This window comes from Pseudomonas sp. LBUM1669, from assembly GCF_059695705.1.
On the sequence record NZ_CP166784.1, the window covers coordinates 910,608 to 935,177 of the forward strand.

At 58.9% G+C, this 24,570-nt stretch carries 19 protein-coding genes and 3 tRNA genes; 18 read left to right on the top strand and 4 right to left on the bottom strand.

Annotated features, from left to right (window positions below; genetic code table 11):
• The first annotated feature begins 4 nt into the window (after positions 1-4).
• From secG to ACA051_RS04075, 11 genes are all read left to right on the top strand, one after another.
• Positions 5-388 (top strand): preprotein translocase subunit SecG, encoded by a 384-nt coding sequence (gene secG, locus ACA051_RS04025; RefSeq protein WP_017336473.1) that lies wholly within the window; start codon positions 5-7, stop codon positions 386-388.
• Positions 389-410: 22 nt separating this feature from the next.
• A tRNA-Leu gene (locus ACA051_RS04030) sits at positions 411-496 on the top strand.
• 96 nt (positions 497-592) lie between these two features.
• Positions 593-669, top strand: a tRNA-Met gene (locus tag ACA051_RS04035).
• Between the two features lie 138 nt (positions 670-807).
• On the top strand, positions 808-1,266 hold the full coding sequence (gene rimP, locus ACA051_RS04040; RefSeq protein ID WP_010463487.1) for a ribosome maturation factor RimP: 459 nt from the start codon (positions 808-810) through the stop codon (positions 1,264-1,266).
• 47 nt (positions 1,267-1,313) lie between these two features.
• Positions 1,314-2,795 carry a transcription termination factor NusA gene (nusA, locus tag ACA051_RS04045; RefSeq protein WP_008024459.1) on the top strand — a complete coding sequence of 494 codons (1,482 nt, stop codon included), beginning with the start codon at positions 1,314-1,316 and terminating at the stop codon, positions 2,793-2,795.
• Between the two features lie 27 nt (positions 2,796-2,822).
• On the top strand, positions 2,823-5,354 hold the full coding sequence (gene infB / locus ACA051_RS04050) for a translation initiation factor IF-2 (RefSeq protein WP_497307949.1): 2,532 nt from the start codon (positions 2,823-2,825) through the stop codon (positions 5,352-5,354).
• 159 nt (positions 5,355-5,513) lie between these two features.
• On the top strand, positions 5,514-5,915 hold the full coding sequence (gene rbfA, locus ACA051_RS04055; protein WP_007942872.1) for a 30S ribosome-binding factor RbfA: 402 nt from the start codon (positions 5,514-5,516) through the stop codon (positions 5,913-5,915).
• Between the two features lie 3 nt (positions 5,916-5,918).
• Complete coding sequence (truB, locus tag ACA051_RS04060) at positions 5,919-6,836, top strand: tRNA pseudouridine(55) synthase TruB (RefSeq protein ID WP_497307951.1); 918 nt, start codon at positions 5,919-5,921, stop codon at positions 6,834-6,836.
• A gap of 117 nt (positions 6,837-6,953) precedes the next feature.
• A complete protein-coding gene (gene rpsO / locus ACA051_RS04065) occupies positions 6,954-7,223 on the top strand; it encodes a 30S ribosomal protein S15 (RefSeq protein WP_003176135.1) in 270 nt (89 codons plus the stop codon).
• A gap of 195 nt (positions 7,224-7,418) precedes the next feature.
• Positions 7,419-9,524, top strand: a complete 2,106-nt coding sequence (pnp, locus tag ACA051_RS04070) for a polyribonucleotide nucleotidyltransferase (protein WP_046045794.1) — start codon at positions 7,419-7,421, stop codon at positions 9,522-9,524.
• Positions 9,525-9,651: 127 nt separating this feature from the next.
• Positions 9,652-9,727 (top strand) — tRNA-Thr (locus ACA051_RS04075).
• Between the two features lie 9 nt (positions 9,728-9,736).
• On the opposite strand, the gene ACA051_RS04080 is transcribed toward ACA051_RS04075, so the two are convergent.
• Positions 9,737-10,762, bottom strand: a complete 1,026-nt coding sequence (locus ACA051_RS04080) for a hypothetical protein (protein ID WP_497373602.1) — start codon at positions 10,760-10,762, stop codon at positions 9,737-9,739.
• Positions 10,763-11,076: 314 nt separating this feature from the next.
• Between ACA051_RS04080 and ACA051_RS04085 the strand changes: the two genes are divergently transcribed.
• Positions 11,077-11,382 (top strand): DUF6388 family protein, encoded by a 306-nt coding sequence (locus ACA051_RS04085; protein ID WP_094469169.1) that lies wholly within the window; start codon positions 11,077-11,079, stop codon positions 11,380-11,382.
• Positions 11,383-11,433: 51 nt separating this feature from the next.
• Here the strand turns inward: ACA051_RS04085 and nadC are convergent, their stop codons facing one another.
• Positions 11,434-12,282: a carboxylating nicotinate-nucleotide diphosphorylase gene (nadC, locus tag ACA051_RS04090; protein ID WP_497373604.1), complete on the bottom strand. Its 849-nt coding sequence runs from the start codon at positions 12,280-12,282 to the stop codon at positions 11,434-11,436.
• Between the two features lie 285 nt (positions 12,283-12,567).
• On the opposite strand from nadC, the gene ACA051_RS04095 reads away from it, so the two are divergent.
• The 4 genes from ACA051_RS04095 (at position 12,568) to ACA051_RS04110 (ending at position 18,578) form a co-directional block, all read left to right on the top strand.
• A complete protein-coding gene (locus ACA051_RS04095; RefSeq protein WP_497307957.1) occupies positions 12,568-14,775 on the top strand; it encodes a DUF1631 domain-containing protein in 2,208 nt (735 codons plus the stop codon).
• A gap of 64 nt (positions 14,776-14,839) precedes the next feature.
• Positions 14,840-15,400, top strand: coding sequence for a 1,6-anhydro-N-acetylmuramyl-L-alanine amidase AmpD (gene ampD, locus ACA051_RS04100; protein WP_497307959.1), 561 nt, complete (start codon positions 14,840-14,842; stop codon positions 15,398-15,400).
• Positions 15,397-16,233, top strand: a complete 837-nt coding sequence (ampE, locus tag ACA051_RS04105) for a regulatory signaling modulator protein AmpE (RefSeq protein ID WP_497307961.1) — start codon at positions 15,397-15,399, stop codon at positions 16,231-16,233. The genes ampD and ampE overlap by 4 nt, the downstream gene beginning before the upstream one ends.
• A 1,640-nt stretch (positions 16,234-17,873) precedes the next feature.
• Entirely contained in the window at positions 17,874-18,578 is a 705-nt protein-coding gene (locus ACA051_RS04110; protein ID WP_497375501.1) for a methyl-accepting chemotaxis protein, read from the top strand.
• A gap of 129 nt (positions 18,579-18,707) precedes the next feature.
• Here ACA051_RS04110 and ACA051_RS04115 read toward each other — a convergent pair whose 3' ends face one another.
• Positions 18,708-19,484: a TatD family hydrolase gene (locus tag ACA051_RS04115; RefSeq protein WP_497373606.1), complete on the bottom strand. Its 777-nt coding sequence runs from the start codon at positions 19,482-19,484 to the stop codon at positions 18,708-18,710.
• A 3-nt stretch (positions 19,485-19,487) separates the two neighbouring features.
• Positions 19,488-20,483, bottom strand: coding sequence for a catabolite repressor/activator (gene cra, locus ACA051_RS04120; protein ID WP_463852090.1), 996 nt, complete (start codon positions 20,481-20,483; stop codon positions 19,488-19,490).
• A 282-nt stretch (positions 20,484-20,765) separates the two neighbouring features.
• On the opposite strand from cra, the gene ptsP reads away from it, so the two are divergent.
• Together ptsP and pfkB are read left to right on the top strand one after the other, a co-directional pair.
• Complete coding sequence (ptsP, locus tag ACA051_RS04125; protein ID WP_497373608.1) at positions 20,766-23,627, top strand: phosphoenolpyruvate--protein phosphotransferase; 2,862 nt, start codon at positions 20,766-20,768, stop codon at positions 23,625-23,627.
• A complete protein-coding gene (gene pfkB / locus ACA051_RS04130; protein WP_497373610.1) occupies positions 23,627-24,568 on the top strand; it encodes a 1-phosphofructokinase in 942 nt (313 codons plus the stop codon). The genes ptsP and pfkB overlap by 1 nt, the downstream gene beginning before the upstream one ends.
• Positions 24,569-24,570 lie beyond the last annotated feature (2 nt).

The following is a 24,570-nucleotide window of genomic DNA, read 5'->3' on the forward strand; positions in this document are numbered from 1 at the left end:
AAAAATGCTGGAAACAGTCGTAGTCGTTTTTCATCTGCTGGGTGCATTGGGCGTAGTTGCTCTGGTATTGCTGCAGCAGGGTAAAGGTGCGGATGCTGGCGCGTCTTTCGGAGCAGGTGCTTCAAATACTGTGTTCGGAAGCCAAGGTTCCTCTACCTTTCTTAGTAAGTTTACTGCTATACTTGCCGCCGGTTTCTTCATAACCAGCTTAGGGTTAGGTTACTTTGCTAAAGAGAAAGCTCACCAGCTGACTCAAGTAGGTTTGCCAAACCCGGCAGTGTTGGAAGTTCCAAAGCAGCAGCCGGCTTCTGATGATGTACCGGTGCTTCAAGAGCAAAAGTCGGCTACTCCAGCGACTGACGTGCCTCCAGCTCAAGAGCAAAAGTAAGAAGGGTTTCAAACGTAGTATTGCCGAGGTGGTGGAATTGGTAGACACGCAACCTTGAGGTGGTTGTGCCCATAGGGTGTAGGGGTTCGAGTCCCCTTCTCGGTACCAATTATCAGGAGAGCCCGCTGTTGCGGGCTTTCTTGTAGGTGGAAGGTTACATTGACCCTGTCAGGGATCGGTCGTATACTTCCGCCCCAGCTTTGTCGCGGGGTGGAGCAGTCTGGTAGCTCGTCGGGCTCATAACCCGAAGGTCGTCGGTTCAAATCCGGCCCCCGCAACCAGTTTAAGGAGCCCCTTTTGAGGGGCTTTTTGTTAGCTGGACACTTTCTGCGCCGCTGTTCGACGGCGTTTCAAGGATGGGCGTTTCGCCCATTTTTTTATTTTGCATAGCATGCACATACATGCACGAGGGGGTTCAGGTGTCGAGCAAGCTAGAAGAGTTGCAGGCCTTGTTGGCCCCGGTGGTCGTGGCCCTGGGCTATGAATGCTGGGGTATTGAGTTTTCGGCTCAAGGTCGCCACTCAATGTTGCGCGTTTATATTGATAAAGAGGGCGGTGTGCTGGTGGACGATTGTGCCATCGTCAGCCGTCAGATCAGCGGTGTCCTGGATGTTGAAGATCCAATCGCCGTTGAATACACCCTTGAAGTTTCCTCGCCTGGCATGGAACGCCCACTGTTCACTATTGAGCAGTTTGCAAAATTTGCCGGTGAACAAGTGAAGATCAAGCTGCGCTCGCCCTTTGAAGGACGACGCAACTTTCAGGGCCTTCTGCGCGGTGTAGAAGAGCAGGACGTCGTGGTGCAGGTAGAAGACCATGAGTTCCTGTTGCCGATCGATATGATCGACAAGGCCAACATTATTCCCAGTTTTGACTGAGACGCGGATCCCGCGGATCCAATGGCTTGCGAAAGGCGAGGCGTACGATGAGCAAAGAAGTACTGCTGGTTGTTGAGTCGGTATCCAATGAAAAGGGCGTACCGGCGAACGTAATTTTTGAAGCGCTGGAGCTGGCTCTGGCCACTGCTACCAAAAAGCGTTTCGAGGACGAAGTCGATCTGCGTGTGGAAATCAATCGCCACACCGGTGCTTATGAGACATTCCGTCGTTGGACGGTCGTCGAAGAAGCAGACCTGGATGATCCGGCCATCGAAACCTGGCCGAGCAAGGTTGCTGAAACGCACCCGGGCGCCCAGGTGGGTGATGTAGTCGAAGAGAAAATCGAGTCCATCGAGTTCGGCCGCATTGCTGCACAGACTGCCAAGCAAGTCATCGTGCAGAAAGTTCGCGAAGCCGAGCGCGCTCAGGTCGTTGACGCCTATCGCGAGCGCCTGGGGGAAATCATCTCCGGCACCGTGAAGAAAGTGACCCGCGACAACGTGATCGTTGACCTGGGCAACAACGCTGAAGCGTTGCTGGCTCGTGAAGACATTATCTCTCGCGAAACCTTCCGGGTTGGCGTGCGCTTGCGTGCGCTGCTCAAGGAAATCCGCACCGAAAACCGCGGCCCGCAGCTGATCCTGTCGCGTACCGCGCCGGAAATGCTGATCGAGTTGTTCCGCATCGAAGTGCCGGAAATCGCTGAAGGCCTGATCGAAGTAATGGCGGCCTCCCGTGACCCGGGCTCGCGTGCCAAGATCGCGGTCCGCTCGAAAGACAAACGCATCGACCCGCAAGGCGCTTGCATCGGTATGCGCGGTTCGCGCGTCCAGGCAGTGTCGGGTGAGTTGGGTGGTGAGCGTGTGGACATCGTCCTGTGGGACGACAACCCGGCTCAGTTCGTAATCAACGCCATGTCCCCGGCTGAGGTTGCGGCAATTATCGTTGACGAAGATGCCCATGCAATGGATATCGCCGTTGGCGCAGACAATCTGGCTCAGGCCATCGGTCGCGGTGGTCAGAACGTGCGTCTGGCTAGCCAATTGACTGGCTGGACCCTGAACGTGATGACCGAATCGGACATCCAGGCTAAGCAGCAAGCAGAAACCGGCGACATCCTGCGCAACTTCATCGACGAGCTGGAAGTCGACGAAGACCTGGCACAGGTGCTGGTAGATGAAGGCTTCACCAGCCTGGAAGAGATTGCCTACGTACCGTTGGAAGAAATGCTCAACATCGACGGCTTTGACGAAGAAACCGTCAACGAGCTTCGCGCTCGCGCCAAGGATCGTTTGTTGACCAAAGCCATCGCTACTGAGGAAAAGCTGGCAGACGCCCATCCGGCCGAAGACCTACTCTCGCTTGAGGGTATGGACAAGGATTTGGCGATGGAACTGGCGGTGCGCGGCGTAATTACCCGCGAAGACCTGGCCGAGCAGTCTATTGACGATCTGCTCGACATCGACGGCATTGACGATGATCGTGCCGGCAAGTTGATCATGGCCGCCCGAGCCCACTGGTTCGAGTAATTAGGCGCGGCCTGAGGAGAGAAGTGCATGACGCAAGTCACGGTGAAACAACTGGCCGATGAGGTCAAAACACCGGTAGAGCGCCTGTTGCAGCAGATGCGTGAGGCAGGTCTGCCGCACACCGCCGCCGATGAAGGTGTGAGCGATAGTGAGAAGCAGTCTTTGCTGACTCACTTGAAGAGCAGCCACAAGGCGAAAGTGGAAGAACCGCGCAAGATTACATTGCAGCGCAAAACCACCAGCACCCTGCGTGTTGCTGGCAGCAAAAGCATCAGCGTTGAAGTACGCAAGAAGAAAGTCTTCGTACAGCGCAGCCCGGAAGAAATCGAAGCCGAGCGCAAACGCGAACTGGAAGAGCGTCGCACAGTAGAAAATGCTGCTCGTCAGAAGGCTGAAGAAGAAGCCAAGCGTCGCGCCGAAGAAGAAGCGCGTCGCCAGCCTACTGCTGCGCAAAACGCTACTAACGACGCTGTCGCAGCTCCTGCTGCGGTTGCCGAGCCAGTGCGTGAAAGCGCTCCGGTTGTGGCTGCTGCACCAGCACCGTCTGCTGATGTTCGCAACAAGCAGAACGAACAGCGCCGTCCGGACAAACCACGTGCCGACGATAACAATCGTCGCAGCGGCAGTGGCGATGGCGAGCGCAAAAACGCTCCGCATCGTGCTTCGGTCAAAGAGAAAGCGCCTGCTCCACGTGTTGCGCCACGTACTACCGACGAAGAAAGCGATGGCTTCCGTCGTGGTGGTCGCGGCAAGGCCAAGCTGAAAAAACGCAACGCCCACGGTTTCCAGAGCCCAACCGGCCCTGTCGTGCGTGATGTGCAGATCGGCGAGACCATCACTGTTGGCGATCTCGCCAATCAGATGTCGGTCAAGGCTGCTGAAATCATCAAGTTCATGTTCAAACTGGGTACTCCAGCGACCATCAACCAGGTGCTTGATCAGGAAACTGCTCAACTGGTAGCCGAAGAACTGGGCCACAAAGTGACCCTGGTCAGCGACACCGCCCTGGAAGATTCCCTGGCCGAGTCCCTGAAGTTTGAAGGTGAGACGTTCTCCCGTGCGCCAGTCGTGACCGTAATGGGCCACGTTGACCACGGTAAGACGTCGCTGCTCGACTATATCCGTCGTGCCAAGGTAGCTGCAGGCGAAGCCGGCGGTATCACCCAGCACATCGGTGCGTACCACGTTGAAACTGATCGCGGCATGGTCACTTTCCTCGATACCCCGGGTCACGCCGCGTTTACCGCAATGCGTGCTCGTGGTGCCAAGGCGACTGACATCGTGATCCTGGTCGTTGCAGCGGACGACGGCGTAATGCCGCAGACCATTGAAGCGGTCCAGCACGCCAAGGCTGCCGGTGTTCCACTGGTTGTTGCAGTGAACAAAATCGACAAGCCGGGCGCTGATCTCGATCGCATCCGTAGCGAACTGTCGGTTCACGGCGTGACTTCCGAAGAGTGGGGCGGTGATACGCCTTTCGTCTCGGTATCGGCGAAAGTCGGTACTGGTGTAGACGAACTGCTCGAAGCGGTCCTGCTGCAAGCTGAAGTACTCGAACTGAAAGCAACCCCATCGGCCCCAGGTCGCGGTGTTGTGGTTGAATCGCGTCTCGACAAAGGTCGTGGCCCGGTTGCAACCGTTCTGGTTCAAGACGGTACCCTGCGCCAAGGCGACATGGTGCTGGTCGGTTCGAACTATGGCCGTGTACGTGCCATGCTCGATGAGAACGGCAAGCCAATCAAGGAAGCCGGTCCTTCCATCCCTGTCGAGATCCTCGGCCTGGACGGTACCCCGGACGCTGGCGACGAGATGAGCGTGCTGTCGGACGAGAAGAAAGCCCGTGAAGTGGCTTTGTTCCGTCAAGGCAAGTTCCGCGAAGTCAAACTGGCTCGCGCTCACGCCGGCAAGCTGGAAAACATCTTCGAAAACATGGGTCAGGCAGAGAAGAAGACGCTCAACATCGTCCTCAAATCCGACGTCCGTGGTTCGCTGGAAGCGTTGAACGGTGCCTTGAACGGCCTGGGTAACGACGAAGTGCAAGTGCGTGTTGTCGGTGGCGGCGTCGGTGGTATCACCGAGTCCGACGCTAACCTGGCACTGGCCTCCAACGCTGTACTGTTTGGCTTCAACGTGCGTGCCGATGCTGGCGCTCGCAAGATCGTCGAGCAGGAAGGTCTGGATATGCGTTACTACAACGTGATCTACGACATCATCGAAGACGTCAAGAAAGCCCTCACCGGTATGTTGGGCAGCGATGTTCGCGAGAACATCCTGGGTACTGCTGAAGTGCGTGACGTGTTCCGTTCGCCGAAGTTTGGCGCGATCGCCGGTTGCATGGTTATCGAAGGTGTTGTTCACCGTAACCGTCCAATCCGTGTACTGCGTGAAGACATCGTTATCTTCGAAGGCGAGCTGGAATCCCTGCGCCGCTTCAAGGATGACGCTTCCGAAGTACGTGCCGGCATGGAATGCGGTATCGGCGTGAAGAGCTACAACGACGTCAAAGCTGGCGACAAGATCGAAGTCTACGAGAAGGTTCAGGTTGCTCGTAGCCTCTAACTTCCGTACTTCAAGGGCCACGACGAGCCGTCGCATGCAAGTGCGCGGCACGGCGTCAGGACTCTAAACGCAACGCCCGGTCTGGCTTTTGTCAGGCCGGGCGTTTGCCGCTTTCAGACCCCTCGGGTTTCACCGTGGGGCAGTAACAGGTAACAAGACATGGCAAAAGAATACAGCCGTACCCAACGTATCGGCGATCAGATGCAGCGTGAGCTGGCACAGCTGATCCGTCGTGAAGTCAAAGACCCGCGCGTCGGCCTGGTCACCATTACCGCAGTTGAAGTCAGCCGTGACGTCGGTCACGCCAAGATCTTCATCACTGTGATGGGCCAGGACAACGCCGAAGACATCGCGCAAAGCATCAAGGTGCTCAACTCCGCCGCCGGTTTCCTGCGCATGCAGTTGGCTCGCGAAATGAAGTTGCGCAGCGTTCCTCAGTTGCACTTCCACTACGACGAAAGCGTCGTGCGTGGCGCGCACCTGTCGGCCCTGATCGAGCGTGCGGTGGCTGAAGACAATCAGCACCCGGTAGCGGCTGAACCCGAAGACGCCAAGGAGTAATCGGTGGCTCAGGTCAAACGTATCCGTCGTAACGTCAGCGGTATCATTTTGCTCGACAAGCCGTTGGGGTTTACTTCCAACGCCGCGTTGCAGAAGGTTCGCTGGCTGCTGAACGCCGAGAAGGCCGGTCACACCGGCAGTCTTGATCCGCTGGCCACCGGCGTGTTGCCGTTGTGCTTCGGTGAGGCCACCAAGTTCTCGCAGTATTTGCTCGACTCCGACAAGGCTTATGAAACCCTGGCGCAACTGGGTAAGACCACCACCACGGCGGATGCCGAAGGTGATGTTTTGCTGGAGCGTCCGGTGACCGTTGGTCGCTCCGATGTCGAAGCGGTTTTGCCCGGTTTTCGCGGGCAAATCAGTCAGATACCGCCGATGTACTCGGCGCTCAAGCGTGATGGCCAGCCGCTGTACAAGCTGGCCCGTGCGGGCGAAGTAGTGGAGCGTGAACCGCGTTCTGTTACTATTGCGCGCTTGGAATTGCTGGCCTTTGAAGGTGATACTGCGCGGCTTGTGGTGGATTGCAGCAAAGGCACCTATATTCGCACCCTGGTGGAGGATATCGGTGAGCAACTCGGTTGTGGCGCTTACGTGGCTGAATTGCGACGTACCCAGGCCGGGCCTTTCACGCTGGCGCAGACGGTCACGCTTGAAGAGTTGGAAGCTGTACATGCCGAAGGCGGCAACGAAGCGGTCGACCGCTTCCTGATGCCATCGGACAGCGGCCTGCTGGATTGGCCACTGTTGCAGTTCTCGGAGCACAGTTCGTTCTACTGGCTTAACGGCCAACCGGTACGAGCCCCGGATGCACCGAAGTTCGGCATGGTACGGGTACAGGATCACAACGGTCGCTTCATCGGTATCGGTGAAGTGAGCGAAGACGGGCGCATCGCGCCGCGTCGGCTTATTCGGTCAGAATGACCGGACGAGGGTGGCTGTTAACAGGCACGGTCACTACTCATTTTTAGATACAGGGATTTGTCCCTGGCCTGTTGAAGCTGTTTCTTTGAAACAGTTTCCTGATAAAAGGATTGCCTCATGGCTCTCGACGTTCAAGAAAAAGCTCAAATCGTAGCTGACTACCAGCAAGCTGTTGGTGACACTGGTTCGCCAGAAGTGCAAGTTGCACTGCTGACCCACAACATCAACAAGCTGCAAGGTCACTTCAAGGCCAACGGTAAAGATCACCACTCCCGTCGTGGTCTGATCCGCATGGTAAACCAGCGTCGTAAGCTGCTGGACTACCTGAAAGGCAAGGATCTGGGCCGTTACCAGGCTCTGATCGGTCGCCTGGGTCTGCGTCGCTAATAAGCGATTGCGCTAGAGGTTGGTTGTTTGTCGTGCGCCAGTGGGTTTCCCGCTGGCACATGGCAGGCTCCCAGCCTCAAGTTTTATCTGGATAGTCGTTTTACCCTGGACAGGCGTTGGGCCGATTCCCGACATTGCCCAAGAATTTCGCAAGAAGACAAGTTCCCCAAGAGCCACAAAAGAAGGTAGGACACCGTGAACCCGGTAATCAAAAAATTCCAGTTCGGTCAGTCGACCGTTACCCTCGAGACTGGCCGTATCGCCCGTCAGGCCTCCGGCGCAGTATTGGTCACCGTTGACGACGACGTCAGCGTATTGGTGACCGTAGTCGGTGCCAAACAAGCCGATCCAGGCAAGGGCTTCTTCCCTCTGTCCGTTCACTACCAGGAAAAGACTTACGCTGCCGGTAAGATCCCTGGCGGTTTCTTCAAGCGCGAAGGCCGTCCTTCCGAGAAAGAAACCCTGACTTCCCGACTGATCGACCGCCCGATCCGTCCGCTGTTCCCAGAAGGTTTCATGAACGAAGTGCAGGTTGTCTGCACCGTCGTTTCCACCAGCAAGAAAACCGATCCGGACATCGCTGCGATGATCGGTACCTCGGCTGCCCTGGCCATCTCCGGCATTCCTTTCGATGGCCCTATCGGCTGCGCGCGCGTTGCGTTCCACGAAAGCACCGGCTACTTGCTGAACCCGACTTACGAACAACAGAAAGCTTCGAGCCTGGACATGGTCGTTGCCGGTACTTCGGAAGCCGTGTTGATGGTTGAATCGGAAGCCAAAGAGCTGACCGAAGACCAAATGCTGGGCGCGGTACTGTTTGCTCACGACGAGTTCCAGGTGGTGATCAACGCCGTCAAAGAACTGGCCGCCGAAGCTGCCAAGCCGACCTGGACCTGGACTCCACAGCCAGAAGCCACCGCTCTGCTGGGCGCCATCCGTGCCGAGTTCGGCGACGCGATCTCCCAGGCTTACACCATCACCATCAAGGCCGACCGTTACGCTCGCCTGGGTGAGCTGAAAGACCAGGTCGTTGCCAAGTTGTCCGGTGAAGAAGGCCAGCCTTCGTCCAGCGAAGTCAAAGCCGCTTTCGGCGAAATCGAATACCGCACCGTTCGCGAAAACATCGTAAACGGCAAGCCACGTATCGACGGTCGCGACACCAAGACTGTACGTCCTTTGAACATCGAAGTCGGTGTTCTGCCCAAGACCCATGGTTCGGCTCTGTTCACCCGTGGCGAAACCCAGGCGCTGGTTGTTGCAACACTGGGCACCGCCCGTGACGCACAGCTGCTGGACACCCTGGAAGGCGAGAAAAAAGACCCGTTCATGCTGCACTACAACTTCCCTCCGTTCTCGGTAGGTGAGTGTGGCCGCATGGGTGGCGCTGGTCGTCGCGAAATCGGTCACGGCCGTCTGGCCCGTCGTTCGATTGCAGCCATGCTGCCTGCTGCCGACGTGTTCCCGTACACCATCCGTGTTGTATCGGAAATCACCGAGTCCAACGGTTCGAGCTCGATGGCTTCCGTTTGCGGCGCTTCCCTGGCTCTGATGGATGCTGGCGTTCCGATGAAGGCACCGGTTGCCGGTATCGCCATGGGTCTGGTTAAAGAAGGCGAGAAGTTCGCCATCCTGACTGACATCCTGGGTGACGAAGACCACCTCGGCGACATGGACTTCAAAGTAGCCGGTACCGCCAAAGGTGTTACCGCGCTGCAGATGGACATCAAGATCAAAGGCATCACCGAAGAAATCATGGAGATCGCTCTGGGCCAAGCCCTGGAAGCGCGCCTGAACATCCTCGGTCAGATGAACCAGATCATTGGTCAGTCCCGCACTGAACTGTCGGAAAATGCTCCGACCATGATCGCGATGAAAATCGACACCGACAAAATCCGTGATGTCATCGGTAAAGGCGGCGCGACCATTCGTGCGATCTGTGAAGAGACCAAGGCTTCGATCGACATCGAAGACGACGGCTCGATCAAGATCTTCGGCGAAACCAAGGAAGCGGCTGAAGCAGCACGTCAGCGCGTTCTGGGTATCACCGCTGAGGCCGAGATCGGTAAGATCTACGTCGGTAAGGTTGAGCGCATCGTCGACTTCGGCGCATTCGTCAACATCCTGCCTGGCAAGGACGGTCTGGTTCACATCTCGATGCTGAGCGACGCTCGCGTTGAGAAAGTGACCGACATCCTGAAAGAAGGCCAGGAAGTGGAAGTACTGGTACTGGACGTGGACAACCGCGGCCGTATCAAGCTGTCCATCAAAGACGTAGCAGCGGCCAAGGCTTCGGGCGTTTAATTACTCCCGCTTGATTGCTTCAACGTTATAAAAAAGGCCCCGCAGTGAAAACTGCGGGGCCTTTTTTGTCTGTGAAACAGGGTGTGAAGTTGCTGGCTCTCGAACCCGGTGCTAGGTTTAGCCCACCGCCCGTGTAGCTCAGCCGGTAGAGCAGCGCACTCGTAACGCGAAGGTCGCAGGTTCGATTCCTGTCTCGGGCACCATTTCCCCTTTTATTTCACCTTTCTGCTCAGGTCTTCCACGGAGCGTTTGAGCTGATCGAGTTGATTGTCCTGATCGCTGACTTCCCGCTTTAGGCTGGACAGGTCGCTGGAGCTCGAACTGGAACTCGATCCGGCGCTGCGCTTGAGGTCTTCCACCTGGCTGGCAAGCCTTTTCAGGTCGTTTTCCTGTTCGTTGACGGTACGTTTGAGGTCGTTCACTTCGCTGGAGCTTGAACTTGAACTGGAGTTCGAGCCGCTGCTGCGCTTCAGATCGTCCATCTGACTGGCGAGCTTTTTCAGGCCGTTTTCCTGTTCGCTCACCGTGCGTTTCAGATCACTCACTTCGCTGGAGCTGGAGCTGGAATTCGAGCTGCTGCTGCGCTTGAGGTCGTCCATTTGGCTGGCGAGCTTTTTCAGCCCATTGTCCTGTTCGGTGACCGTGCGCTTGAGGTCGTTGACTTCACTGGTACTGGAGCTGGAATTCGAGCTGCTATTGCGTTTGATTTCGTCCACTGCCTTGGCAAGGTTTACCAAACCGGTGTTCTGTTCGCTGACCGTGCGTTTCAGGTCGTTAACTTCGCTGGCGTTGGAGCTGGAACTCGAGCCGCTGTTGCGTTTGAACTCGTCCATGGCCTTTGCGAGGTTTTTCAGAACCGTTTCCTGCTCACTGACGGTGCGCTTGAGATTGGCCACCTCGTTGGCATTGGAGCTTGAACTGGACCCCGTGTTCTTTTTGAACTCTTCGATGAGGCGCGCCTGTTCACTGGCGGTTTTCTTCAGCACTTCCAGATCAGCCGTATTGGTTTTAACAATTCTTTGTAATTGTTCGACCTCCTCGATACTGACGTCGGACCTGACCATCACGTCTTTGCCGTAATAGTTGTGGAAAACGAGGAATTTATCCGAAGACGTAGCGCTGACGGACTTGTATTCCAGACTGGCTTGAGCCGTATTTGGCAGTGTCAGGCTGCCGAGAAGAAGGGCGGCCATGCCAGTTGCAGACAGGAGGGACGGAAGCTTGGAAAAATTGCGCATCACGGGTTCCTTGTGACGTGCCTAGATGGCACATCGCTATGACTTTACCTTTTGAACGTTGTTCCTGGGTAGCGAAGGAAAATTTTCAGAAAGCCCGATCAACGGTTTTTTTGTAGATTTGATGTAAAAGTCCATATAAATCGTCGACCAAACGTCCTATATTCGGACGTTGCACACGTACCACTTTGCAGTTTTCAGATGATCCCCGAATGGTTCTGAAGGCCAGACAAACCGGGCTTCACACGGTTTTTTGCGTCAGAGAGATCCTTGATGATCCAGATCCATCTTCCATTCCCCAGATCAGCGAGAACGCCATGACCGTTAAAGAATTGACTCAAGAAGCCAGACACGAAGAAGCGCTTAAAAAGTACCTGCTTGATACGCCCCAGCTAGCGGACGAGATCAAGGACCTGCCAGCCGACGATCAGAAAGACCAGATCCAGTGGGCGTTCGAGGATGAGGCGGAATCCCAGGGCTTGCAGCCGTGGGAGCTGACGCTCAAGTACACCTCGACCCCTGAAGAGTTCGAGGCTGCGCGCCTGGTGCTGCACAAGGAGGCGGCCGAGGTGTTGGGCGTCGAGTGGGAAGAGTACTGCGAGATGAACAATCTGGTGGTCTGACAAAAACGCCAGCCTCAATGAGGCTGGCGTTTTTCATTCAGCGATGCGTGATCAGAGACTTAAGCGCATCGACAGGTCGACAGCCTTCACATCCTTGGTCATCGCACCAATCGAAATGTAATCCACCCCGGTTTCGGCGATCGGCAGCAGCGTGTTTTCGTTGATACCGCCGCTGGCCTCCAGTTTTGCTTTGCCCGCGTTCAGGCGCACGGCTTCACGCATGTCATCCAGGCTCAGCTCATCGAGCATGATGATGTCTGCACCCGCCGCCAGGGCTTCTTTCAATTCCGCCAGGTTCTCCACTTCAATCTCGACCGGCTTGCCCGGGGCGATCTTGTGCGCAGCGTTAATGGCCTCAGGAATGCCACCGCAGGCGGCGATGTGGTTTTCCTTGATCAGGAAGGCGTCGTAAAGGCCGATGCGGTGGTTGTGGCAACCGCCGCAGGTCACGGCGTACTTCTGCGCCAGACGCAGGCCCGGCAGGGTTTTACGGGTGTCGAGCAGCTTCACCTGCGTCTCGGCGACAAAATCCGTCAGGTATTGCGCGCGGGTGGCCACGCCCGAAAGCAATTGCAGGAAATTCAGTGCGCAGCGTTCGCCGGTCAGCAGCGAGCGTGCCGGGCCCTCGAGGTGGAACAGCGCCTGATTGGGTTTCACCCGTTCGCCGTCGCGCACCTGCCAGTGCACCGCGACCCGTGGGTCGAGTTGCCGGAAAACGGCATCGACCCAAGCAGTACCGGCAATGACGGCCGCATCGCGGGTGATGATGGTGGCTTTTGCCAGGCGTTCGGCCGGGATCAGCTGTGCGGTGATGTCGCCGCTGCCGATGTCTTCGAGCAACGCACGGCGCACGTTGGCTTCGATTTCGGCGGTCAAATCGGCGAGACGTAGATTCGGCATAAGGGGCTCCACAAACAAAGTGGCCCGATTATAGGGCCATGGCGCGAGGCAACCCAAGGCATCAGAGGCGTTCCCCTCACCTGCAAACCTGCATTTGGTCGATTCCCTTGAGTCATCGGCACTAAGTCAGCGTCTTCCCAATGCGTCTATTTCAATACGAAGCGCAGAGTCTGCTGGTACTTGGGGGCGCTTTTGCAAGATAATCCGCCTTGCTTTTGACGTCATGGCTTTGACGTATTCTTGGGTTCACGACTATTTGCAGAATCACCGTTTCAGGAGGCTTGGATGCACAACGACGGGAATGTAGTGCCTTTGCACAAGGCGGCTACCGATCAGGCGACGCTATCGCCGCTCGCCCGCCTGCCTGTGATTCTGCTTCAGGTTCGCGACAAGGCCACTCAACAGCTCAGGCACGGCTTGCAGGAGCTGTTTGATAACGCCGACGACACGCTGTTCGAAATGGCTGATCGGGCCCGCAACGATGTCGAGCAGAACCTCTTTTTCGAAGCCATGCGCGACTTGCGTCTCAAGCGAAAAAGCATCGAGCGCGGTTTTCTCGAACAATTCTTCGAGGCGTTCGTCAGCCTCTCGCAGTACGACAGCACCCAGGCGGCCATGCCTCAGGCATTGGCGTTTGAAACCGATGCATTGACCAATGACGATCTGGAGCGCAGCGTCGCGGTGGAGTCCATGGTCAGCAAAGTGCTGAACCGCGACGGATTCGCCCTCGACCAACTGACAGCCCGGCTCAGTGCTTTGCTGGGCAAGGCGCTGGACGATGAGCACAACCCGCTGGGACCGGCGCGGCTCTGCGAGTATTTCTTGCAGGCCTGGCGCAACCTGGGGGTGGAGATCAAGGTCAAGCTGATCATTCTCAAACTGTTCGACCGCTACGTGCTCAGCAGCGCTGAACAGCTATACGCCGAAGCCAATCAACTGCTCATCGCAACCGGCGTGTTGCCCGACCTCAAGCCTGCACCGATGCGACGTGCCAGCGATCATGCAGCCGCCAGCGCCCGTGCCGAACCGATCGAAGCCGGCATCCACTCAGGCGAGACGCCGGTCGACGATGGCGTGCAGGAAGTCTTTGCCGCGTTGCAGGAGCTGTTGTTGCACGTGCGCGGCAGCGTCGCACCCACCCTCGAGGCCAGTGCCCAGACCCAACCCATTTCCACCCGAGACCTGTTGCGCCTGCTCTCGCACTTGCAGCAATACGTGCCGGCGCTGGCGACCCAGGACGACTTCGATCTGCGTAACCAGCTCGAACAACTGCTGACCCGGGTCAGCGTCAAAAGCGGCAAGTCGCGCGTGGTCGGCGTGGCTGACGAAGACGTGATCAACCTGATCGCCATGCTCTTCGAATGCATCCTTGATGACCGCAACCTGCCTGACTCCCTCAAGGCGCTGATTGGTCGGTTGCAGATCCCGATGCTCAAGGTTGCGGTGCTCGACAAGAGCTTCTTCAGCCGCGCCAGCCACCCGGCCCGGCGTCTGCTCAACGAAATCGCTGCCGCCGCGATGGGCTGGGGCGAGTGCGATGACCACGAGCGTGACAGCCTGTACCTGCGCATCGAGCAAGTGGTGCAGCGCCTGTTGAACGACTTTGTTGACGATCCGGCGATCTTTTCCGAGTTGCTCGCGGATTTTCTCGCTTTCACCAGTGACGAGCGCCGTCGCAGTGAATTGCTGGAACAACGCACCCGTGACGCCGAAGAAGGCCGCGCGAGGGCCGAACTGGCTCGCCAGCGTGTCGAGCAGGCGCTGAATCAGGCGTTATTGGGCAAAGTGCTACCCGAAGGTGTAGTGGTCTTCTTGCAGGAGGCCTGGAGCAAAGTGCTGTTGTTGACCTGCCTCAAACACGTTGATGCGTCGGCGCAATGGCATGCCGATGTGCAGACCATGGAGCAATTGATCTGGAGCGTGCAGCGCCATGAGGAGCCCGATGCCGGCCTGCGCTTGTTGACGCTGGTCCCAGGGTTGCTAAAGGCCTTGCGCGACGGACTGAGCAGCTCGGCATTCGATCCGTTCGCCACCAGTGAGTTTTTCAGTGAGCTGGAAACCTTGCACGTGCAATTGTTCGAGCGCCCGGGCCAGGCGGCTGAACAGCCCGTCGAGCCGCCGGTGATGGTCGAAGTGCTGCAGCAAATCGTGCTGCACAACGCCGACGAGGGCCCGACCGATGCGGTGTCAGTACGGTTGCCGGCGGACGATGCCGGTTTGCATCAGGTCGATCAGATGCGTCCGGGCTGCTGGGTCGAGTTTCAGGAAGACGACGAGAACTCCCTGCGTTGCAAGCTGGCAGCGATCATCGATTCCACCGGCAAATACATCTTTGTCGACCGCACAGGCATGAAAGTGCTGGAGCGCAGCCGCACCGGCCTGGCCCTAGAATTTCGCCGTGGCGCGGTGCGGGCGCTGGACGATACCTTGCTGTTCGACCGGGCCCTGGAGTCGGTGCTGGGCAATCTGCGGCGTCTCAATCGCGGCAAGTGATCGCGCCCCGAGGGCCTATCGCGGCATACTGGGCGCCAACACAGTCGTCGTTGAAGGAACCTGTATGCAGTTGGACCCCGCGAGTGGTTGGTGTCAGGGCGTGCGTGTATGCCCCTCGCCCAACTTCAATGCGCGCCCCTCGGGCGAAATTTCCCTGCTGGTGATCCACAACATCAGCCTGCCGCCAGCGCAGTTCGCCACCGGCAAGGTGCAGGAATTTTTCCAGAATCGTCTGGATGTCACGGAGCATCCCTACTTTGCAGGGATTGCTGACCTGCGGGTGTCTGCGCACTTTCTGATCGAGCGTGACGGCACCGTCACTCAGTTTGTCTCTTGCCTTGAGCGCGCTTGGCACGCCGGTGTCTCGAGTTTCGAGGGGCGGGACACCTGTAACGATTTTTCCGTGGGTATCGAGCTCGAAGGCACGGATGATCTGCCGTTCACCGACGCCCAATATCAGGCGTTGACGACACTGACCCGACAACTGCAAAGCACATTTACGGCGATCACCGCGCAGCGCATCTGTGGGCATAGCGACATCGCACCGGGGCGCAAGACGGATCCGGGACCTGCGTTCGACTGGGCGCGCTATCGCGCCGCCCTGGAAAAAGAGGAACAACAATGAGTTTTCTGGTGTTGCTGTTGGCCGTCTGGATCGAGAAGTTTTCGGCCCTGCGCCATCGGGTCCAACGTGACGGCGGTTGGGTGCGTGAACTGAACAAGCTTGAAGTCAGTCCGCGCCTGATCGATCGGCCATGGCTGATATTGGTGGTGCTGGTGTTGTTGCCGGTGGCGCTGCTGGGTTTGTTGTTGGTGGTGCTTGAGCCGGTGGCCTACGGGTTGCTGGCGTTGCCGGTGCACCTGCTGGTGGTGATTTACAGTCTGGGTCGCGGCGATTTGCTGGCTGGCCTGGGACCGTTTCGCGATGCCTGGCGCCGGGAAGACCTGCAAGCCGCTGCCCATGTGGCGAAGCGCGACGTGGACATCTGCGCCGATAGCGGCGAACAACTGCTTGAGCGGGTCGAAGGCCATTTGCTGTGGGAGGCCTACCAGAGCTTTTTCGCGGTGATTTTCTGGTACTTCGTGCTGGGCCCGGTCGCCGCCCTCAGCTACCGGCTGCTGGCGCTGGTCGAAGAGCACGGACAGAACCCGGCCGTGGTCGAGCGCGCTGTACAGTTGCGTCATGCGTTTGATTGGGTGCCGGTGCGTCTGTTGGCGGCCAGTTTCGCGCTGGTCGGAAACTTTGTCGCGGTCAGCCGTGTCATGTTGCATGAACTGCTGAACTGGAACATCAGCGCCGCCCAGTTGATCGAGAAAGTCGGCCTGGTGGCTGGCGAAATTCCTGCACCGGTCGTCGGACCGGATGGTATCAACAGCCTGGACCGGATCTGGGAATTGCTGCTGCGTGCGGCGGTGCTCTGGTATGCAGGTTTTGCGTTGTGGACGGTCCTCCCGTAACCCAACAGCTGTCTGACGTGAACGTCATTGTGGCGAGGGAGCTTGCTCCCGCTGGGCGCGCAGCGCCCTCAAACGGCCACGCGAATATGTCAGGAAAATCCGCTCGTCTGCATTGCGTCTGCTTCGCAGACGAGCGGGAGCAAGCTCCCTCGCCACAAGAAGGATCATCGATCTCAAGACCGGCGATCTGCCGTTAACCTTAAGTTACAAAACCCCCTGCCGATTTAAGCTATACAGAGATAGCGCTGAATAGTGGCTATCTGCCGTCGACCCGCGCCTGCCAATAAAAATAAGAATCAAAAGGGAGACTTCCAGTGAAGAGCTTGCTCTATCCCGCCGTCGCGCTGATGAATCGCCTGAGCTTCGGCATGAAGTTCAGCCTGATCAGTGTGCTGTTCCTCGTGCCGATGCTGGTGACCAACTTCTACCTGGTCCGCGACTCCTATCGTGAATTCCAGGGCACACAGGTCGAACTGCAAAGCCTCGACCTGCTCGGCAGCAGCCTGACCCTGCGGCGTGATCTGGAAACCCTGAACAACCTGGTGCAAATCAACGTCACCCTTGGCCAGTCTGGCAAGGCCGGTAATGTCGAGACGAAGATCAGCGCCCTGGAGCAAAGCGTTCTGGCCCGCCTGCAAGGGCTGACGGCGATGACCACTGATCCGGAACAGATCACGGTTTTCGATGGCAAACGCGATGAAATGATCGCGGCGTTCAAGGCCCAGCAAGCGGAAACCTCCCTGCAAAGCAAAAGTGGAATGATTGGGAAGTTGCTCGGCAGCGCACAGATTTTCAGCCAGATCATCGCCAGTCAGGCCGGCCTGAGCCGCGATACCCAGAGCGACATGCGTCAGCTCAGCGAACTCATTACCAACGTGACTCCGCCGGTGACCCAGATCCTGGGCGACGGCCGGGCGATGGGTTCCTATTCGCTTGGGCAAGGTTTTCTGAATTCGTCGTCGAGCACCCGATTCGATGAGTTGCTGGCGCAGATCGAAAAGCTTCAGGGCGAATACGGTCTGAAGCTCAATGATGCATTGGGCTCCAGCAAAGCGGCGCGTGACACCCTGACCGCCCAGGCCGAGAGCAGCAAGGCCTCGCTGAAAAAGGCCAGTGAGCTGTTCGAAGAACAGGTGGTGATGGCCGACACCCTCGATGCGCCGTGGCAGACTTTTTACGATCAGGTCACCGGCCTGATGGACCAGACCTACCAACTCAATGAAGCGACCCTGACATTCCTCGGTACCCAGTTACAGCAGCGACTGGAGCAGAACCGCACCCACATGGTCTTGCAGGCCGTGGCGCTGTCGGTGGTGTTTGTGTTGATTTTCTACCTCTATGGCGGCTTCTACGCTTCGACTCGTACCACCCTCAAACGCTTGGGCGCGACGCTGGACAAAGTGGCGGCGGGCGACATGACGGTGACCTTCCGCGCCGAAAGTCGCGATGAGCTGGGCGAGCTGGGCGAGGTGTTCAATGGCACCGTGAAAAAAATCCATGACCTGATCGAGCGCGTAGGCCAGACCGTGAATGAGGTCGAGCGCCAGGCCGGGCAGGTCGAAAGTGTTTCTGCCCAAAGCAATCAGGCGGTGGCGGGGCAGCGCTCGCAGATCGAGCAGGTCGCCACGGCCATGAATCAGATGTCGGCCACTTCCCTTGAGGTGGCGCGCAGTGCCGCCGCGGCGGTCAGCAGCGCTCACAGCGTCAACGACGAGACCATCAGCGGTCGCGGCCTGGTAGCGTCCCAGCAGGGCAGCATCGCGCAACTGGCCAGTGAGATCGATCAGTCGGTGCGGGTCATCAACCAATTGGCCAGCGACAGCCAGTCCATCAGCCGCGTGCTGGAAGTGATCAAAAGCATCGCCGAGCAGACCAACCTGCTGGCGCTCAACGCCGCCATTGAGGCCGCTCGTGCCGGTGAGCAGGGGCGTGGTTTTGCGGTGGTGGCCGATGAGGTGCGGACCCTGGCCAAGCGCACCCAGCAATCGACCGAAGAAATCGAGCAGATGATTACCAAGCTCCACAACGGTGTCGGCGCGGCGGTGAAAGCCATGGGCATCAGCCATCAGGTGGCCGATGGCACCGTCGGGCAATCGGAAAAAGTCCAGCAGGCGCTGGAAAACATCCTCGGGGCCGTCGGTATGATCGTCGACCAGAACCAACAGATCGCCGCCGCGGTGGAGCAGCAGACCGCCGTGGCTCACGACATCGATCAGAACATCATAGAGATCAACCGTGCGGGCGAACGCACCGCCGAAGGTGCGCACCAGACCGAGGACGCCAGTCGTGCGTTGTCAGCCCAGGTGGTGGAACTCAAACAACTGATCAGCGCGTTTCGGGTCTGACGGCACACAGGGATCAAAATGTGGGAGCGGGCTTGCTCGCGAAAGCGGTGTATCAGTCGAATTCATGAGTGACTGACACACCACATTCGCGAGCAGGCTCGCTCCCACAGGTTTTTGTGCAGGGCTGATTTACCAGTTGAACAACTCACAGGCATTGGCCGTGCTCGCTGCCGCCAATTGCTCAGGGCTGATCGCCATGATCCCGGCCAGTGCCGAGCAGATCGCCGGCAAGTGCGCCGGGCTGTTGCGTTGACCGGGAAACATGGCAGGCGCCATGTCTGGTGAATCAGTTTCCAGCACCACCGACTCCAGGGGCAGATCGGCGAGGACGCGGTGCATGCGCAACGCCTGCGGCCAGGTCGCGGCACCGCCCAGGCCCAGTTTGAAACCGAGTTTGATGTACTCGCGAGCCTCTTCCTTGCTGCCGGCGAAGGCATGGATGATGCCCGCGCGTTTCAGTCGAAACCGTTTAAGCGTGGCAATCACCGCGGCATGGCTGCGCCGCACATGAATCAGCGCCGGAAGATTGAAGTCCACCGCCAGTTGCAGTTGTGCGTCGAACAAAGCCTGCTGGCGGTCTCGGTCGAGGGTTTCGATGAAGTAATCCAGACCGATTTCACCCACGGCACACAATTGCCGATGACCCGCCAGGCGAGTCAGCCAGTCACCAAGTTCGAGTAAATCGTCAGGGCGATGCTGGTCCAGGTACACCGGGTGCAAACCGAGTGCCGCATGCAGGTCGGGATCGCTTTGCACCAGGTCCCAGACCCGCTGCCAATTTCCCTGATAAACCCCCAGCACCACCATCCGCCGCACCCCGAGGGCGCGGCTTTCGGCGAGCAGCGCCGTGCGGTCCTCGTCGAAGTCCGGAAAATCCAGATGAGTGTGGCTGTCGATCAGCTCCACGGTTCAGTCCTGGCGAATACGCTGCTTGAAGGTCCGCGCGATGGCTTGCACGCCGGGTTGGTAATCGGACTGCTCGATGGCGGCCAGGGCCAGCGCCAGCGCCTTGTCGGCAATCAACTGATGCTGCTGGGCCATGGCGTTGACCGGTAGCGGCAGGAAGTCCAGCAACTGCGTGTCGCCGAATGTGCCGAGGCGCAGCGGACGGGTTTTCAGCGGGAAGTCGTGCAAGGCATCGAACACGCCTTGAAGCAGCACGTAGGACGTGGTCACCAGCGCATCCGGCAAATGCCCCAGGCGCTGCAGCAGTTCTTCCATCAACTGCTTGCCGCACTCGCGACTGAACGACTCGCCATGCTCGATCAGCACGTCGCCTTTGAACCCGCTCAACGCTTCCTTGAACCCGGCGGCACGTTCCTGGCTAATGCTCAGTTCAGGACGGGCACCGATCAGCGCGATTTGCTTGGGCAGAGGGTCGAGCAGGCTGCGGGTCAGTTGCAGGCTGGCCTCGCGATCATCGCTGATCACCGAACAGAAATGCTCAGGCTCCATCACCCGGTCGATGGCGATGATCGGAATACCTTTGGCCTGCAACTGACGATAACTGTCATCACCGGCGGGCAGGCAACTGGCGACGATCAGCGCATCACAGCGTCGGGCACGAAACAGCTGCAGCAATTGCCGTTCGCTGTCCGGCGCATCGTCGGAACTGGCGATCAGTAATTGATAACCGCGCGCCCGGGCGCCTTGCTCCAGCAGTTTGGCGATTCGTGCGTAACTGGGGTTTTCCAGGTCCGGCAGAATGAAGCCCAAGGTGCGGGTGTGCCGACTGCGCAGCCCGGCCGCTTGAGGGTTGGGCGTAAAGCCATGTTGTTCGACGACCGCACGAACGCGCTCGACGGTGGCACTGCTGATCCGTTGCTGTTCGGCCTTGCCATTAATGACATAACTGGCGGTGGTAACGGACACACCGGCCAACTGTGCGATATCACTGAGTTTCAACGCGGGCTTTCCTTGTTTTTCGGCCGACATTTTCGCCAATCCTACCCGATTCGGGCAGACGACCATGGTCTGAACACATCCGACAAGTTGGACTTCAAGGATGGGACATTATCGAGTAACGTGCCAATCATTCTAGATTAAACGTTTCAGCAGGCGTATTTTCTACGTTATAAGCGCATTTGGCCGGTTCTGCCGCGAAACCGCCAAAAATGATGACTAAGCGCCTAAGCTGAATCATTCAAAACAATACCTGGCGCCAACAGACGCCAAAAAGGAGAAAGCATGCTCGAGCTCACCATAGAGCAGATATCCATGGGCCAGTCGGCCGTGGATAAGTCCGAAGCCTTGCAATTGCTGGCCCGGCATCTGGTCACCGATGGCCTGGTGGCCGAGGGTTATCTCACCGGTTTGCAGGCGCGAGAAGCCCAGGGCTCGACCTTTCTCGGTCAAGGTATTGCCATCCCCCACGGTACGCCGCAAACCCGCGATCTGGTGTTTTCCACCGGCGTGAGGCTGATGCAGTTCCCCGAAGGCGTGGATTGGGGCGATGGCCAGATCGTGTACCTGGCGATCGGTATCGCCGCCAAATCCGATGAGCACTTGCGATTGCTGCAACTGCTGACCCGCGCCCTCGGTGAAACCGACCTCGGCCAGGCCCTGCGTCGCGCCAGTTCCGCCGAAGCCTTGTTGAAACTGCTGCAAGGCGCGCCGCAAGAACTGGCGCTGGATGCACAGATGATCGGCCTTGGTGTCTCCGCCGATGACTTCGAAGAACTGGTGTGGCGCGGTGCGCGCTTGCTGCGTCAGGCGGATTGCGTGAGCAACGGTTTCTCCGCTGTTTTGCAGCAAGTCGAGGCGCTGCCGCTGGGTGATGGCTTGTGGTGGTTGCACAGCGAACAAACGGTCAAGCGCCCGGGCCTGGCCTTCGTCACCCCCGACAAACCCATGCGCTACCTCGGCCAGCCGCTCAGCGGTCTGTTCTGCCTGGCCAGCCTCGGCGAAGCCCATCAGGCCTTGCTTGAGCGTCTTTGTGCGTTGCTGATCGAAGGCCGTGGCCACGAATTGGGCCGCGCCACCAGCAGCCGTAAAGTCCTCGAAGTGCTGGGCGGTGAACTGCCGGCGGATTGGCCGAGTGCGCGCATTGCGTTGGCCAACGCCCACGGTTTGCACGCACGCCCGGCGAAAATTCTTGCGCAATTGGCGAAGAGTTTTGAAGGCGAAATCCGCGTGCGCATCGTCGATGGTCAGGACAGCGCCGTGTCGGTGAAGAGCTTGAGCAAATTGCTCAGCCTCGGCGCCCGGCGCGGTCAGGTGCTGGAATTCGTCGCTGAACCGAGCATCGCCGCCGACGCCTTGCCAGCCTTGCTCGCCGCCATCGAAGAGGGCTTGGGCGAAGAAGTCGAGCCGTTGCCCGCCGTGAGCCAGCAGCGCGAGGTGTTTGCCGATGTCGCCGAAGTGCTCCTCGCGCCAGCGTCCGGCAGCCTGGTCCAGGCCATTGCCGCTGCACCGGGCATCGCCATTGGCCCGGCGCACATTCAAGTGCTGCAAACCATCGATTACCCGTTGCGTGGCGAGTCCGCCGCCATCGAGCGCGAGCGTCTCAAACAGGCGTTGGCGCACGTGCGTCGCGACATCGAAGGTTTGATCGAGCGCAGCAAATCCAAGGCCATTCGCGAGATTTTCATCACCCACCAGGAAATGCTCGACGACCCGGAACTGACCGATGAAGTCGACACCCGCCTCAAGCAAGGCGAAAGCGCCGAAGCGGCGTGGATGGCGGTGATCGAAGCCGCGGCCAAACAACAGGAATCGCTGCAGGACGCCTTGCTCGCCGAACGGGCCGCTGACTTGCGCGACATTGGCCGTCGGGTGCTGGCGCAACTCAGCGGCGTCGAAACCCCGAGTGAACCCGATCAGCCGTACATTCTGGTGATGGACGAAGTCGGCCCGTCCGACGTCGCCCGTCTCGATCCAACCCGCGTGGCCGGCATTCTCACGGCCCGTGGCGGCGCGACCGCTCACAGCGCGATTGTCGCCCGGGCGCTGGGCATCCCGGCCTTGGTCGGTGCCGGTGCAGCGGTGTTGCTGCTGGCGCCGGGCACGCCGTTGCTGATTGACGGTCAGCGCGGTCGTCTGCACGTGGACGCCGACGCGGCGACCTTGCAGCGCGCCACCGAAGAACGCGACACCCGCGAACAACGCCTGAAAGCCGCCGCCGAACAACGTCATCAACCGGCGCTGACCACCGACGGCCACGCGGTCGAAGTGTTCGCTAACATCGGCGAAAGCGCAGGCGTGACCAGCGCGGTGGAGCAGGGTGCCGAAGGCATTGGTTTGCTGCGCACCGAACTGATTTTCATGGCCCATTCCCAGGCGCCGGACGAGGCGACCCAGGAAGTCGAATACCGCCGCGTCCTCGATGGCCTGGCTGGTCGTCCCTTGGTCGTTCGCACCCTCGATGTCGGGGGCGATAAACCACTGCCGTACTGGCCGATTGCGAAAGAAGAAAACCCGTTCCTCGGCGTGCGTGGCATTCGCCTGACCTTGCAGCGTCCACAGATCATGGAAGCGCAATTGCGCGCCTTGCTCCGTGCGGCGGACAACCGCCCGTTGCGGATTATGTTCCCGATGGTCGGCAGCGTTGATGAGTGGCGCCAGGCACGGGACATGACCGAACGCCTGCGTCTGGAAATCCCCGTCGCCGACTTGCAACTGGGGATCATGATCGAGGTGCCATCGGCGGCCTTGCTTGCTCCAGTGCTGGCCAAGGAAGTGGACTTCTTCAGCGTTGGCACCAATGACCTGACCCAATACACCCTGGCCATCGACCGCGGTCATCCAACCTTGTCGGCCCAGGCTGACGGCTTGCACCCGGCGGTGCTGCAATTGATCGACATCACCGTGCGCGCGGCCCATGCCAACGGCAAGTGGGTCGGCGTGTGCGGTGAGCTGGCGGCCGACCCGCTGGCGGTGCCGGTGCTGGTCGGTCTCGGCGTGGACGAGCTCAGCGTGTCCGGTCGTAGCATTGCCGAGGTCAAGGCGCGCATCCGCGAACTCAGCCTGAGCCAAACCAGAATTCTCGCCCAACAGGCCCTGGCCGTGGGCAGCGCCAATGAAGTGCGCGCATTAGTGGAGGCCCTGTAATGGCCAAGATACTGACCCTTACGCTCAACCCGGCGTTGGACTTGACGGTGCAGTTGCCGCGTCTTGAGCCCGGCCACGTCAATCGCAGCGACGAGATGCACACCCACGCCGCCGGTAAAGGCGTGAACGTGGCGCAGGTGCTGGCCGACCTCGGGCATCAGCTGACGGTCAGCGGTTTCCTCGGTGAAGACAACCTTCAAGCGTTCGAAACCCTGTTCGCCAAACGCGGGTTTGTCGATGCGTTCATCCGGGTGCCCGGTGAGACACGCAGCAACATCAAACTGGCGGAAAACGATGGGCGCATCACCGACATCAACGGGCCAGGACCGATGGTCAATGAGGCCGCGCAGCAAGCGTTGCTGGATCGACTTGATCAGATTGCGCCCGGTCATGACGCCGTCGTTGTGGCCGGCAGCCTGCCACAAGGGATCAGTCCTCAGTGGTTGCAGGCGTTGATTGAGCGTTTGAAAAACCTCGGTCTGAACGTCGCCCTCGACACCAGCGGCGAAGCCTTGCGTGCTGCGCTCAAGGCCGGCCCCTGGCTGATCAAACCGAACACTGAAGAACTGGCCGACGCGCTGGGCTGCGAGGTGATATCGGTGGCGGCGCAAGCCGAAGCGGCGAGCCGTTTGCGCGCTCAAGGCATCGAGCATGTGGTGATCTCCCACGGTGCCGATGGCGTGAATTGGTTCAGTGTCGGCACGGCGATGCATGCCACGCCGCCCAAGGTCAGCGTCGCCAGCACCGTGGGCGCGGGCGATTCGTTGCTGGCCGGCATGCTCCACGGTTTGCTCAGCGCCGACACGCCTGAACAGACCTTGCGCACCGCTACGGCGATTGCCGCGATGGCGGTCACGCAGATCGGCTTTGGAATTGGCGATGTCGCGCAGTTGGCGCGGCTCGAACAGGGCGTGCGCATCCGCACCCTGACAGAACAATAAGA